This is a genomic window from Bacillus sp. FSL M7-1020, from assembly GCF_038050415.1.
GTDB classification, from domain to species: Bacteria; Bacillota; Bacilli; order Bacillales; family Bacillaceae_G; genus Bacillus_A; species Bacillus_A toyonensis.
In genome coordinates this window covers 440,145-454,710 of the sequence record NZ_JBBOTW010000002.1, presented here as the reverse complement: position 1 = coordinate 454,710, position 14,566 = coordinate 440,145, and the positions used below count along the sequence as shown (strand labels likewise).

Genomic DNA, 14,566 nt, shown 5'->3' with positions numbered 1-14,566 from the left:
CATCTGTCTTTCTCTCTGTACTTGGCATCTATTTTTGTATTGTACCATTCAGTTATATTACAGCTTATTTACGACTTATCACAGGTAGTGTTTGGCCGTCGGTTATCATCCACACCACTTGGAATGCCATTATTCAAGGACCTTTCGCACGTGCAAGTACAGGATATCAAACTGAGATTTGGATTGGAGAATCTGGGTTGATAACCGCTATTATCATCTTGATTACTGCAATAATTACGTCTCGAATAGTAAATTTCAATAAATAGCATACAGATGTGTTTCAAATTCAATTGGTGAAATATGATAAGGAGAAGATACGTGTAAAAATAGGCCACATTATTCCTTTTATTTCCAATATGATTTGAAATCGGATTTTTTATTTTTTGGCTTTATTAAAATTATATTGTTGATAATTGCGATATAAAAATGACTTATCGATAGGATAAGTCATTTTTCAATTTCCAGTTCGGTTATTGGGGGTTTTTGCCCATCCCCACCACGAAAAGGGGGAATAAGAAAACGTATTACTCTTCATTCCTATTTTTTTATCGCTTCTACAGCTGTAATTTTATTGTACTTCACCTAAGGAATTGAGTCTCTCACCACTCAATTCCCTTTTTTGTTTATAAATCCTCTATATCATATTCAGTATATCCCTCATAATAGTAACTAATATCAATGCCTTTCATGAATACTTCACGACTATTTATTTTATCTACTAGTGCATTTTGGAGTAAATGCTTAATTTCAATATCTTTTATCGGGCTGCGTTCCATTGCCAGTAAATAATCTTCTTTATCAATCCTATTCCAGTCAACCACCTGTTGAATTTCATTCTTAAAGATTAAATCTAACCATATTCTAGTCGCTCTACCGTTTCCTTCTCTAAAAGGGTGGGCAATATTCATTTCAACATACTTTTCAACGATTTCATCAAAGGTTGTTTGTGGCATAGTATTTATATGTTCTAGTGAATGGCTTAGATACATAACAGGAGCAAATCGAAAGTTCCCCTTCGCTATGTTAACCTTTCGAACCTTTCCAGCAAAGAAATAAATATCCTCAAATAGATAATTATGTATGTCAGTAAGCCCCTTAAATGTGCCAACTTCTATGTGGTTTATTTCTCCTGAATCATATAAATCTTTGGCTTTCATTTTTGATAGTCGTTCTTCCTCTCGATTCAACTCCAACTGATTTTTGATACCTAATTTATTTTCTAACACGGTCATTCTCCTCTTTTTCTGCCATTAATTCTTTTAGCATATCCAAATCTTCTTGTGTGGCTAGATTCTTGATGAAACTTCTAGCCATAGTTTTATAATTGAGGTATTTCGCTTGTTGTGGATTACGTTTTTTATAGTTTTTTGTGGCTTCATTTTGCGCCTTGCTGTATGCCATTCTCCACCCTCACTTTCAAGTCTATAAGCATATTATATATGACTTAGTAATATATTCAAGCGAAAGACTAGGACAAGCTAGAGCTAGAACTCAAGCCCAAGTCTATGTCCATAACAAATATATAATTTTAGATTTTATCATTTCACAATATTTATCTTCTTTGAATAAGATAAATTCGAGGATATGAATACTCCATCAATTCTTCAATTTCTTAACACTATTCTATATTTAAACTATTCTAAAAACAAACTTCAATTTCAATAGATTAGGTTTCATATCCTCAATTGTTACAATGACTTTTATTTGTTTTTCATACAGTATTTCATACAAATATGGGTAACTCAGTATCCTAATTTTAATATCCTGATGATTAAAATTAGGATAGAGTACGTGATTAAATTTCCTACTATTGTCTAAGTCTACATAGAAAATGTTAGTTTTCATAACCATTTTGATTCAATATGATAATGCATATAAGAAAAAACTTGTCCAAGCCTTAACAATTCTCTTCTCAATAGTAACGTTCCTATTTATTCATCCCATGTGTCTTATAATATCCATCTTCTGATTTGCGAATATTTGGTGACACATCTGTAGTGGAAAATAAAGACTTCCATTTATATATCTTGACAATGAATAAACGAACATACATATTATTTTATTATATAAAAAATATATAATAAAATAACCTCATAAACTATATACAATTCAAACCAACATATCAGCGAAAGTAGATCCAACGTTATTTTTACGCTTCATATGCTTTTCTAAATATATTTTAGTCGTTTGAATATTTTCATGACCAAGTGTTTGCATTAAATGATATAAATCTGCATTACCTTGTTCTACTGCCATAATTGCAAAAGCATGACGGAATGTATGCGCCGTTACTGGATTTTCACGATACTGTAGAAATTCTAAATTTGTCTTTTTTATCATATCTGTTACCTGATTCGATAACGTTTTCGAATTATAAAAATTCCCCCTTTGATTTACTAATAAAGGACTTTCATCTCCTCGATCCAATACAGTTTGGAATCCTCTTCTCCGTCTCATTTCACAAATACATCGGAATAAATGTTCCGAAATGAAAAGTTCACGCACTTTATTCCCTTTTCCAGTGACTTTTAACCAGTACTTTCCATCAAAATGTAAATCTTTCACTCTCGCGGTGCACAATTCTTGAATTCTTGCACCAGTACTTGCCAAGGCTAGTAAAATTGTATAGTTTACTAAATGTCCTCTTTCTTTATAAAATCCTAAAATTTTCATAACCTCATCATAGGAAAGATCCCGATTTGGCCGATCCTGTTCATTTACATTTGCGCGTTGCAGTTCTTCATGAAGAGGCTTTTCAACATAAGAAAATACATGAAGATGTTTTAGAAAAGAACGAATGAGCACTGTTTTCTTTGCAAGTGTTGCCACTGCATATATGTCACCATTCCTACCGTTCTCTACCTGCTTCAACCAAGAATTGTATTTACGAATATGCCAAGGTTGTAATGTTTTCAATAAAGAGTCATTTTGCTGTACCTCTTCTCCATCTAATTCAAATTCTTCTGCATGCTGCACCATGCACTGGCAAAATGATAAGATTTCAGAAACATAACTCTTTTTCGTATCTTCTTTTCTATTTTTCTTCTCATCCATATCTTTTTGTAAATGTACGAAATGATAAATGACTTCCAGATCACTTAAATACGTATATTTACTCTTTCCCTCTTTTTCTGCAACTTCCATCTTCTCTTCCAACTTATCTACATAACGACTATCATGCAGGAATGAAACCATATCTCTTATATTATCTACATATGTATCTATATTTTCACTTTGAATATTTATTATAGATAAGTTCTCTTTTTCATTTTTGTTATCCATATTTCCAATTCACCTTTCCTATTGAAGATTATGAATATAGTTCTTTTTATTACCTCTACTTATCATTTTATTTTACTTCTATCCATTATACAAATGATAATTCATTTTCTTTCTGTAAGAATGCATCATTCTTCTCTATTTAACTATTTTTATATTTTTTTATAATTTATTATTAAATAGATATTATTTAATGATTTATTATCTAACATTAAAATTATATTTATAATAAAACCAACTATAAAAACTTATTAAAATATAAAACAAACTACAGATATTTTTAAATTATAATGATGTATAAGAACTTTAATAAATTCTATTTCTTATTTTAAATATAAATCATATTCTGATATGATATAAACATATCTAAAATACTAGTAAACAATAGTTAAGGAGGTATCCTTTCATGACACAGGATTTATTATTTATTACAAAACCTACTGTAACGACAAAAGAGGCAGCAGACTTATTAGGAGTAACCGTACAGACAATATTAAAGAAAGAAAAAGATGGATTAATAGAATGTGTATATAAAAATAACTGGAAACAATTTGGCAGTAAGATTTTCTATTTGGAGGATATTGAACGCTTAAAAAATAAAGATGAAGTTAAAGGCCTTAGCACAAAAGAAGTGGCTGAAATTCTTAATGTAGCACCATCTACTATCTTTACATACATCAAATCTGGAAAATTACCTGCGACAATGGTAGAAAAACGAGGAAAACAAGTATATCTTATCGATGAAGAAGAGCTAGAGATTTTTATGCTTGATTATGAAAAAGCTAAAACAAAGGAGCGAAAAACATTCATCACTAAGATTCAAGATAAAGATATATATCTATATCAATTATTAAGACATCTACATACCGGAAAAACAGCTAGGGTAATAGAGATTAATGGAGCAGATGGAAAAATTCTTACAGAGGATGAAGAAATTTTCCCATTATCCACTTATAAGGAACATGATTATTCCTTTGAACCTCTTCAGAAACAAGCGGTAATTACAAAACGTGGGTATTTATCTTTTTCATTTAAAAAACCTCAATTATTTAATTCCATTACTTATAATCTAATTAACTTATTTTATAAAGAACTTGGTGTCACAAATATGCGATTAACTATTACATCAGATACTATCAAATTAGAAATTAAACCTTTCGTATTACAAGTAGAGCCATTACAATTTCAAGAAGAGATTAAATACTTACATTCTCATATGATATCCGGCACGATCCTTCCACATGTAGAAGGGATTTACTTTAAAAGTAATGTAGAGCCATTAACTTTTCATGCTAATCATGAATTTAAACAAAAAATAGTTCAAATGGCCGCTGATGCTGGTATTGGGCAAGAAGAATTCTTATTGCAAGCTGTAAAATCTTATATAACAAATCTGGAACGAGAATAAATTTGGGATCAATTAGAAGAAGCGTAGAAATTAAATCTTTCTAAGCTTCTTAAGTTGCTCAATTTAATATTCGGTAATTATAAATTATTTACTTTTGGACATATTCATAAAATCATAGGACATGAAATAAAAACGTCTTTCACGATGTTACACATAGAATACTAAGATACGAAGTTCTGATATTTGACTATATAGGATTTCGTCAGATCGTCATCAAGCTAAAGTTTCGAAGTACCCCCTAAATGCCATCCACGCTTAAAAATGGTTATGAAAACTAACTCACAGAAAGTTCGAATAAACAAAAATGCGAAGTCATAAAATAGAGTTACATCATTTAACTCAAAAATACTGGTTCAATGGTCGAAATACTAGCTAATAAAATGATGAATTTACTAAAGCACTGCATTGTTAAGTGAAATCAGGGAAAAGTTTTAGAAATAATTATTTGAAAATGAAAGCGCAAGAACGTTTAGAAGGAAAATAAAAAGATGAAAAAAGTGATGCACTCATAATGCATCACTTTTTTAGATAAATACGGGAAGTAACTCTTACGATTCAAAGATTCATTTTCCTGCCTTCTACCCTTCCCACTTCTGTTTCATAACTTGCAAATAGAGATCCTCAAACTCTTTATAATGGACGCGAAAAGCACCTAATGAATCGATATAAGCAGAAATCACATCTTCTTCATTAAAATGGATACCTTTCTGTGCTAAGTCATAGCTATCATCAAGGCTGTATAAATCAAAATATTCCTCTTCCCAGTACAGGCCTCTGTTTACTAGTAATCGAGTGGAGCAAGTAATAGCTTGTTTCACATTCCATTTCTGAGCTACTAACGTTTCATTTATAATAGAAAGAAGGATGTTTACTGAAGTTTTTTCATCAGCTATACGGCTATATGACAGTAAAGTCGATTCTATACATACCATTTTTGCTGTAGACATTAAGGATATTTCTATAATTTCATATGGCGGGTGATCACTTGCTTCAATTAACCCATCGCACCATGAAATTATCTCCTCCCTATTCCAAAGTCCACAGCCTAGTCCTAATGCATACAAGTGGGCTAACGTTTGATAGGGTTTCAATATGTTTCACCTTCTATTTCACTTTATAGTGGTATTGCATTCATTTTGGAAACAATCATGCTTAGCAATAAATACAATAAGCTGCCCATCTGGACAGCTTATTTGCATCATAAATACTAGTAAAAATCTTTTTTAAACGATACATGATAACTTCTCCTTTTTTCCGTCGTATAAACCACCAAACTAAAGATAGCAATAGTAGGGAGAACAGCATTACCTGAATAAAGAAAAATACTTTCCAAAAATCGTGCATCGTACTACCAGGGGAAGCTGTTGCCATCCCGCCAATAAAATAAGACAATGGAATGACAAGTATATTTATCATTTTCCGACAAAAGACTCCTTCCTCAAAAATGTGAAGATCTGAAACACCAATTTTAGGTGGGAGATGAATGTCGGTTGGCATAAGCCAACATATTTGCTACCATATACTTGTACAGATTGCTCTTTGAAAACTGAAGATATAAGGTTGGTTGCAGAAAAACGTTGCAACTGTAAAATCTTCAACGTTCTTTCGCCCCCCGTTTGCCGAAGTTGCGAAAACCAAGCTAAAGTAGGAAGCGTGGTGAGTCAACGTACACGATACTTATGTTGTCACCGTAGGGACTACGGGCAGAGCCTGCTAAGATAGCCGGTGGAAACATTGGTGTTCACAGGAATCTCCCACTTCAAACAGTCCGTAAGGGCGTTAAGTGGTGAGTAGTTCAAACCTAAACTAATCATTATGAATGATAGATTCTTCTTCCTGATTACTGGTAATGCAGACGCGATAAATAAAACCAATGCAGTACCCAGTATAAGAAACAGTGTTCCAAAATAAAATACAAAGTATAAAATAACATCGATTAAAGGTTCCATAATAGCCCTCCGAGGGATTCATTCTACAGAATACACTTATGTTATATAGAAAGTCAGGATACTGAACTTAGTTATCCACATCTTCAACCTCATTTACATCTCTTTAGGAGATTTTCAATCCCCTCTACTACTGATTTCATATTAGTGTAATGAACTTCATTATTTTATTTTTTATATACTCTTTTTATACGAGATTACTTCTGTTTCTTCGCTTTTTCAACGCTACCTCTTTTATCGGCTATTCGTAAAGAATCACCTGTGAAAGACTTTACTGTGAAGGGTAGATTCTTTTCATAATCGTTCTCTTCGTTTTTCTTACCGTTTTCAATAAACTCTTTTAATGATAAGGTAATTTGTTTTTTGTCTCCATCGTATGACCAATTTCCTGTTGCATAGTTTTTCTTTTGTTGTTCTTTGTCTTGACTTTCATACATGGTCATCGTTCCGTCTTTTTTGAAATCTATACTAAAAGTTACCTTTTCAAATTTATAAAAGTCCCATACTCCGACTAACTCCTTGCCGCTTGAAGAAAGTTCAATTATTCCATCTTTAGGATCAGGCACAGAATCATCATCAATATAGGTTTTATTGACAGAATCCTTCATATCCTTCTTCATCTTATCAAGTGCTTTTTGCCTTGCATCAGGGTATTTCTCGTCTATCTCCTCAAACAGCCCTAACCACATATAAATCCCTTCTTCTATACTTTTCGTACCATTTTCTACGATTTCTTTCATTTTAGATGTACTGTACGTACCGTCTTCATACCTTTTAACCGCCTCTTCTACTTTCTGTAAGTTTCCTTTAATATCCTTTGTCCCTCTTAGGATGGCATGCTCATAATAGTCTTTAAAATGGGAAGGTGGAGTTAGGCTGGCAAATTTGTTTACATCATTCTTTGTTGTATCTATTTGGTCTAATACACGAGTTATATGAACTTTATCACCTGTAAATAATAAATTGTTTCTCTTCTCTAGTTCCTTCGCTTCATATTGAATGTTTACAAATTGTTCGTATAGACGATACGGATACTCTTTTTCTGAAACTTTTACCATCTTTATATCTGCATTATCTACTTCGTCTGAAGGAAACCCCTCTACATCGTTGTCGTATCCTGACTTGTTTGTTTCTGGTTTACTTTCTCTACTATATGACTCAGCTTTCACTTCAGCCTTCTTTTCAGATTTATTCTTCTCATCTTTTTCAGTTTTAATTGTAGCTAATGCACCTCTTAATTGTCTTTCAATCTCTTCATCACTATAGTGCAAACGCTTCATGTCTTCTACCATTTTATCTGCTTTAAATTCTTTATCTACCAGTTTGTACTCTGACTGTGTAAGTCCATATGTTTCTGTTGTGCAACCCGCTAGCAAGAAACTTACACTTAGCCCTGTTAATGCGATACCTTTGAGTGATCTGTTCATATTCTTTTGCCCCTTATCTTTTCGTACTTCTTCTCTCCATCCATAGATAGTCCATTATGAACGTTTTCACGATATGTATTGTCTGCTATTACTGTTTTGCTTTCCTTACTACCTATTTCAGCCTGATTCATCTCATTTACCGTATCAGTATTAGGCATTAATTCGTAATATCATTACAAAAAAGGACATACCTATGCATATAACCGTTAGCCAGATATATCCTTTTATTATTTTATAGTGAAATTAATAATGGGTCAAAGTAATTTTGATAAAATTATACAAAATAGGCATAATTTATTGATTACTCAGAAATAGATAATCTGGATAAAGAAAAAACACTAGAGAATATCACCGTGTAGAAAACTCTAGTTTCTTTGTAGAGCATTTTGATGGATATGCAATACGGAGAGATAAAAAAGGACCTCTTACGGAAAGATAAGAGGTCATCAAGAAGATAAAAATGTTGTATTTGAAACACGCGAGTTTCTCCTTCATATTATAACACGATATATCCGTATATACAATATATATGTTATAAATGAAGAGTGTATGCTCAAAAAACACGCGGAATGTTAACTTGGAACCGTGTGTTTTCTTCTGTTATTCTATCTCTTTTCTATGCCATGATTGTAATGATTGATGGGTATCCCTGTAAACTGACGAACAATTGAACCAAGTTCATCTAATTTCTCTTCCGTTACCCCATTAATAAACAGAACAAAATTACTATCGGACTCAGAATCTGTTGGAATGGAACCAATTGTGATTTTATAATCTGTCTTTTCTGTTATCATTTCTTCGTACGCTTCAGGAATGAGATAAATCGTATCTGTAGTATCTTTTCTGAAGCGGATACAACCCGCTTAAAAGAATCATAAAAAAGATCCCGCTATAAATTATAACTTTTCTCATAGATTCTCTCCCGTAATATGTAAGAATCATATAGTATATATTATATAATTCAATATATCCCCTTGGATAGAATAATTTTTTAGTTCGGAGACGATTTTTCTATTGCCATATGGAGATTTTTATCTGTGGATAATCACGAGGAATCGGAATAGATGAACAGGCGTTTTGGATTTACATATGAAAATAAGATTTTGAGAAGAATAATGATTACCGTAAGCATTGTCATACTCGTCTTCATTGCAACAGGGTGTGATTCAGGCCCAAATGATGCAAAGGATGTTCCGATTAACAGCAAACTAGATTTCCTTATTTCAGAAAGTATCATTGCCTGGAATCAAGACAAATTAAATCATACAGAAAAGCAACTTGAGACGCATGTAATCTATGGAACTGAGATGAAGGATGAAAAAATGTATGTCTACCTTCATTCCCTCATGCAAGGATATAACCGTGAAACGCAGACTGTTTCTCAAGCAGGACATTTACTTCCAGTCCGTGTGACAGTCTTAAAAAATGGGGATAATTACATCATTAAAGATTACCGTGAACCAAGTGATGGTGCTGAAAACGAACCTACTTTACGCAACATGTTCCCTAAGAAGTATGAGGATCAAGCACTTGCTATATCAAATGAAACGATACAATCATTAGAATCTCGTATGCAAGAATCCGTTTCTAAGTGGTTGGAAAAAACAAATAATGAGAGACAAGAAAGATAACAAATGTACTATTTATAATCGAATATTAAACAAAAAAAGGAGAGATATAATCTCTCCTTTTTCTAATTTGCATCTAGCATTATTTGTTATATCCACCAAGTTGCTGTTCTGCCATAGCAACGAGACGTTTTGTGATTTCTCCACCTACAGAGCCGTTCGCTCTTGCAGTTGAATCAGCGCCTAATTGTACGCCGAATTCTTGTGCGATTTCATATTTCATTTGATCCAGTGCGCTCTCTGCACCTGGTATCACTAAAGAGTTGTTACGATTGTTTGCCATCATATATCACCTCCAGTAGGTTTATTATGCTACGAAATAAAAAAAATATTATTGGTAAATAAAACCATTTTTAATTTGTGCATTTTCAACCATTTTACTTTTCCATTACAATTTCAGCAGAATAACAGTACAAGTTTTCTTTATTTGCATTAATATGCAGAATGGAATATATGTTTATGAAGAGATTTCTTTTATATTTTAATTTATTGATGAATGTTTTGACCTGGCTGAATGAAGGTTCAGTTTGTTTTCCCCTTAAGTTGATTGGCATGGGGTACAATCGAAATGTACAAAATATCTTTACTGAAATTCTCCCAATTCTAATTTAAAGGGTTCTTACGTTAATTACATATGTGGTAAATCTTAATGTATCTAAATTTATTACAGTGTTTCAATCAAAAAAAAATAATCCTAAAATTGTCAGGATCATTTTTTTTATTAGTATAGTAATTAATTCGATTTTACTATCGTTGAAGATGCTTCATCATTCCACGTTCTAGCCCCGTCACCCATACTATAATTTGTCAAATTATAGACGGCACCCGTGTTCGCAAGTGCAAGTCCACGCCCTTGTGCATTAGCATGCTCATAAATAATTGTGTGGTCTCCATACGAATGCGTACGCACACTCGATACAGCATCGTTACTCCAGCCTGCGAAATTTGTAACTACAACTGGGTTTCTACTAGCATTTACATTGAAGTTTGGTCCACTTGCATTAATATCGTGATAAAAAGTAGAGTAAATTGCTGCTAGCGGTTTAATCGTGCTATTCTTTGAAACAGTGTGCGTTTTAATATGATTCTCGAAATCTGCTTTTGTATCAAATCCAATTGTCGTTTGTTCTCCATTAAACCCTGGCTCCACTACTTTGTAAGGCTTATCTGTCTTTTCTGCAGCTTTTGCCTCGATGTTGGATACACCAAATAACATGACACCAGCTAATAAACTTGTTGAAAGTACACCAAAGATTCGTTTCAAAATCATCCACTCCCCAATTAGTATATGTTTCGAATCCATTGTATAATTACTTTTCATATTTTTATATATTTGTAAAATTTTATCAATATATAGTTTATATAGGAATAATCGGATGGTTCCACATATTTTATATGACAAGAATAATGAACTTATTATACAAGAGAAAGAAACCCCCTTGTATATTCAGCTCTCTTCCCTTTCCAGGAAAAAAACTGATGATACATACCACTCTTTCATCAATTGATTTGTAGAAAAAATCTTTACATGTATAATACATTAACATTAAAAATAAATAGAAAATTGATAATATTTTTACAGAACATTCACAAAGTTTAGCTTAGAAACACTTTTATATAAAAACGGTCAATAAGTAATTTATACAAGACTTAATGTAAGGTATATATTGCATTTTAAATTGTTATAATTTAATATATAGAATATAAATTTATTGCAGGGTTATTTTCACATCGCACGTCTTACCTAATTTCAGGCGATACACTGAAAGCTTCTCATAGATTTCGCGGTGTACAAAATACAATATGAAAAGAGATATTTCGGGAGGAAAAAATGGAGAAATTAAAAAATTGGTTTTCACTTACTACACATCCAGATGAACGGATTCAAAAGATTGAATTGAACATTTGGGCACAATCGGGTGTATTCATCCTTTTGATTGCCCTTGCTGATGTCATCATACGAGGCTTCTTTTTACATCGTCCCTTTATAGAATGGGCTACAACACTTGGGATTGTTGTCAGTTTTGGTGTGCTTTTTTTTATCAGATGTTTGTTTGCAGGTGTGTATGAGCCAGAGGTCGACAGTAAAGAAAAAATGAATCTAAAATTGAAGGAGAAGTTTACTTTTACTTTCCTTTTATGTTTAGGTGGTGTTGCTTCTATTACGTAGCATAATCCATTACCGCAAAGTCTAATGGAATGGTTTGGTGTCATTATGAAGTTCATACTAGTTGTTTCGTTTTTGTTTGCTATTGAATATATAATGGCTAGAATTAGCTGGAATAGATCTAATAAAAAGGTTATCAAAGGCTGAACGAAACTCTCAGCGGATGATAACCTTCTGAAATAGCGTATCAATGATTTAAATAGATACCCTCACAAATATATTATTGAGCCACTCCAAATACATTGATTTCAGCGGCACTTGTCCATGGATTGTTGTTTACCTCGCTTAATGCACGTAGTTTAATATAACGACCTGTCTTGCTTGCAAAGCTGACCTCTTTCAAGTTAGTATTGTTTGCAAAAGCACCTATGGATACAGCTGTTCCCCAGTTTACCCCATCACTACTGACGTAAAACTCATAGTCCTTAATCGTTCCATTTATTTGGCCGTCTTGCCTTGGCAAGTAGCTGAATTTGGAGAGGTTATAGGTTGCACCTAAATCAATTTGAATCTCGTGCGGCATTGGAGCTACAGGGCTCCAGTTAGTATGCCAAAACGTGTCTTTGTTTCCATCAAATGCATAAGTACCTAAATTGTACCAATTATAACTATCTACATATTTTAGTGTCCAGTTTGTTTGCGAAATTAAACTAGCTTCTTTTGTTGTGACTGCTACATTCATAGCTGAATTACTTGTACTTGTAGTTGTAATCGTTACTCCTGACTTTTCTCCCGTGTACGTATTACTATTCGGATTAGTGTCTGGACCAAACGTAGCAGCATGATTTTGATTCGTGTAATAGAACGGGTCTTGGTATTCACTGACTGATTGCTCTATATCAATGAAAGGATGAGGATCACTGGAATTATTATTCATAGATTCATCAATATGCCAAACCGCAATACCACCAGAATTTGTTGGTAAGCTCGCATCATACCCAACCTTTGCGCGATTCTCAACTAAAAAATACGTATTATCCTTTAAAGGAATCTTTAACACATTATAGTTATTTGGGATCGCATTTAGAGTAAAGTTATTAGTGGTATTTACTACATTTGGTGTTACAAATCCTAATTTTACTTTTGACCAAGCATCCATATGACCGGGTGTGGCTCCATAATCTTCTCCTTGAAGACTATTCCAAGATCCATTACCCATTATACTTAGGCTACCCACACGATTATTATCACCATATAGATCTGGCAAGCCAAAGGAGTGACCTAACTCGTGAGCAGGAATACCAATCGTTGCCATATGACCATATTGTTTTTCACCCTGTGCCGTATACATGCCTGATACCGTAACACCATCGTGATTTGTATTTGGAGCATACGACTGATGTGCCCAAATATAAGGAAGTGGAGCACCAGGAGCAGCCTGTTCATTACCAGCAAGAAAACTTACAATGTAGAAGCCATCTTTAGAGTCAATGACTTGATCATTATTAGTATCAAGACTAGCAAAATTCACTTGAGAATCAGCTTTAGCCAGTGCATCTGTTATAACCGTACCCATACTTTTTCCCGATGTACTCGGATGAGCGTAATCTAATTTCACTTTAACCACTCCATCATTTTGAGTACCATATGTTTCAGGAGCTGGAGTTATCTGTACTTTTCCGTTACTTACCTCATTATAGTAATTCTTAACTGACTTTTGATTTGTAGAAAAGAATTTGTTACTCCAGTCGTTATCGTTATATGCAATATCAACATCTGTAAACCCAATTAACAAAACAAGTAATTTTTTGTTTCCTAAAACTGGAGTGACAGTTCCATCAATATTTTTTGGTGATTCTTTTTGTAATTTATTCATGTGCTCCTGTTTTTTCTTTGCTTGAGGATTGTATTTTTTTATCCATTTATTCAAATTGTCTTCATTTACCGCCATTGAAGGCTTCTTATCAATTTTATATTTTGTACCCGTTGATTTCAGTTCATCTGATGTAAGCTCAGCGTATTTCCAATATCCCTTCTGATCTTGTAAAAGTACGTCGCCATCCTTTGTGCTTACCCAATGGAACCATTCATCTCCATGTAACGTGCCCTCAAAAGATTCGCCTGAAGGCTGCTTCATTTTGACAATTCCATCGTGTGCTGGTGCGGCAAAAGCGTTCGTTTGAACATACAAAACACAAATTAAAGAAAAAACGGACATGAACAGGAATTTAAAAATTCTTTGCATTAACTTTCCCCCTTTTTCAATAGTATGTGGCATATTCTGTTGATAGCCAGACTAGATTCATACATGGAATGAATCGAGAGATACATCTGCATAAGACTAACAGAATACCTTTAATTATAATTACAATAAATTAAAAAATGTTATTTTTTAATTAAATTAATATTTTCTCAATATTAGTCAATAAAACTTGATTGATGAAAGTTACATGTGGAGTTCCGAAAAAAATTATACTTTTTTAGAATGTATATAATGTCACATGTTGACTAACCCAAATTACATAAAGCAGCCCAGTCTTGTGCACCATTCTTAATTTTTAGTTTTATAAATCCTGGCTCTTTTGCAAGTTGTTGAAGAATATGTAGAGATTCATAGAAGAAGTGAAATTCATCTCGAATCGATAAATACATAGAAAAACGCCATCCTTTCCTATAATTCTGTAGAAAGAATAGCGTATTTTTCATTTAAGGATTACTATATAAAGAGACTTCACATTTTCAACTTACAATGTACTTTAACGACTACTACC

The 14,566-nt window shown here is 33.0% G+C and carries 13 protein-coding genes and 2 pseudogenes; 4 read left to right on the top strand and 11 right to left on the bottom strand.

The annotated features are described in order from the left end of the window. Positions 1-266: CPBP family intramembrane glutamic endopeptidase (locus MHB70_RS28770; RefSeq protein ID WP_341343705.1), on the top strand; the 266-nt coding region annotated here is incomplete at its 5' end. Between the two features lie 357 nt (positions 267-623). Here the strand turns inward: MHB70_RS28770 and fic are convergent. The 3 genes from fic to MHB70_RS28755 form a co-directional block, all read right to left on the bottom strand. After that, a complete protein-coding gene (gene fic, locus MHB70_RS28765; protein WP_061529802.1) occupies positions 624-1,232 on the bottom strand; it encodes a protein adenylyltransferase Fic in 609 nt (202 codons plus the stop codon). Further along, positions 1,213-1,401: a hypothetical protein gene (locus tag MHB70_RS28760; protein WP_000331760.1), complete on the bottom strand. Its 189-nt coding sequence runs from the start codon at positions 1,399-1,401 to the stop codon at positions 1,213-1,215. The genes fic and MHB70_RS28760 overlap by 20 nt, the downstream gene beginning before the upstream one ends. A 708-nt stretch (positions 1,402-2,109) precedes the next feature. Beyond that, entirely contained in the window at positions 2,110-3,282 is a 1,173-nt protein-coding gene (locus MHB70_RS28755; protein WP_061529803.1) for a tyrosine-type recombinase/integrase, read from the bottom strand. A gap of 403 nt (positions 3,283-3,685) precedes the next feature. Between MHB70_RS28755 and MHB70_RS28750 the strand changes: the two genes are divergently transcribed. Beyond that, positions 3,686-4,687: a helix-turn-helix domain-containing protein gene (locus MHB70_RS28750; RefSeq protein WP_061529804.1), complete on the top strand. Its 1,002-nt coding sequence runs from the start codon at positions 3,686-3,688 to the stop codon at positions 4,685-4,687. 578 nt (positions 4,688-5,265) lie between these two features. Here the strand turns inward: MHB70_RS28750 and MHB70_RS28745 are convergent. The 4 genes and pseudogenes from MHB70_RS28745 to MHB70_RS28730 form a co-directional block, all read right to left on the bottom strand. Then, positions 5,266-5,778, bottom strand: coding sequence for a hypothetical protein (locus MHB70_RS28745; protein ID WP_061529805.1), 513 nt, complete (start codon positions 5,776-5,778; stop codon positions 5,266-5,268). Positions 5,779-5,839: 61 nt separating this feature from the next. Continuing rightward, a pseudogene (locus MHB70_RS28740) lies at positions 5,840-6,100 on the bottom strand (hypothetical protein); the annotation flags it as partial. A 730-nt stretch (positions 6,101-6,830) separates the two neighbouring features. Beyond that, entirely contained in the window at positions 6,831-8,060 is a 1,230-nt protein-coding gene (locus tag MHB70_RS28735) for a DUF3994 domain-containing protein (protein ID WP_061529808.1), read from the bottom strand. A 605-nt stretch (positions 8,061-8,665) separates the two neighbouring features. Next, the gene (locus MHB70_RS28730; RefSeq protein WP_061529809.1) at positions 8,666-8,854 is read right to left on the bottom strand and encodes a hypothetical protein; all 189 of its coding nucleotides are present in this window, start codon (positions 8,852-8,854) and stop codon (positions 8,666-8,668) included. 270 nt (positions 8,855-9,124) lie between these two features. Between MHB70_RS28730 and MHB70_RS28725 the strand changes: the two genes are divergently transcribed. Continuing rightward, complete coding sequence (locus MHB70_RS28725; RefSeq protein WP_061529810.1) at positions 9,125-9,691, top strand: hypothetical protein; 567 nt, start codon at positions 9,125-9,127, stop codon at positions 9,689-9,691. Positions 9,692-9,770: 79 nt separating this feature from the next. On the opposite strand, the gene MHB70_RS28720 is transcribed toward MHB70_RS28725, so the two are convergent. Both MHB70_RS28720 and MHB70_RS28715 read right to left on the bottom strand, forming a co-directional pair. Next, a complete protein-coding gene (locus tag MHB70_RS28720; protein ID WP_033666981.1) occupies positions 9,771-9,971 on the bottom strand; it encodes an alpha/beta-type small acid-soluble spore protein in 201 nt (66 codons plus the stop codon). A 450-nt stretch (positions 9,972-10,421) separates the two neighbouring features. Next, positions 10,422-10,952: a hypothetical protein gene (locus MHB70_RS28715; protein WP_061529828.1), complete on the bottom strand. Its 531-nt coding sequence runs from the start codon at positions 10,950-10,952 to the stop codon at positions 10,422-10,424. A 567-nt stretch (positions 10,953-11,519) separates the two neighbouring features. On the opposite strand from MHB70_RS28715, the pseudogene MHB70_RS28710 reads away from it, so the two are divergent. Continuing rightward, a pseudogene (locus MHB70_RS28710) lies at positions 11,520-12,002 on the top strand (DUF6773 family protein). Between the two features lie 73 nt (positions 12,003-12,075). Here the strand turns inward: MHB70_RS28710 and MHB70_RS28705 are convergent. Then, complete coding sequence (locus MHB70_RS28705; protein WP_061529811.1) at positions 12,076-14,040, bottom strand: M6 family metalloprotease domain-containing protein; 1,965 nt, start codon at positions 14,038-14,040, stop codon at positions 12,076-12,078. A gap of 263 nt (positions 14,041-14,303) precedes the next feature. Continuing rightward, positions 14,304-14,447, bottom strand: a complete 144-nt coding sequence (locus MHB70_RS28700; protein ID WP_371399524.1) for a hypothetical protein — start codon at positions 14,445-14,447, stop codon at positions 14,304-14,306. Positions 14,448-14,566 lie beyond the last annotated feature (119 nt).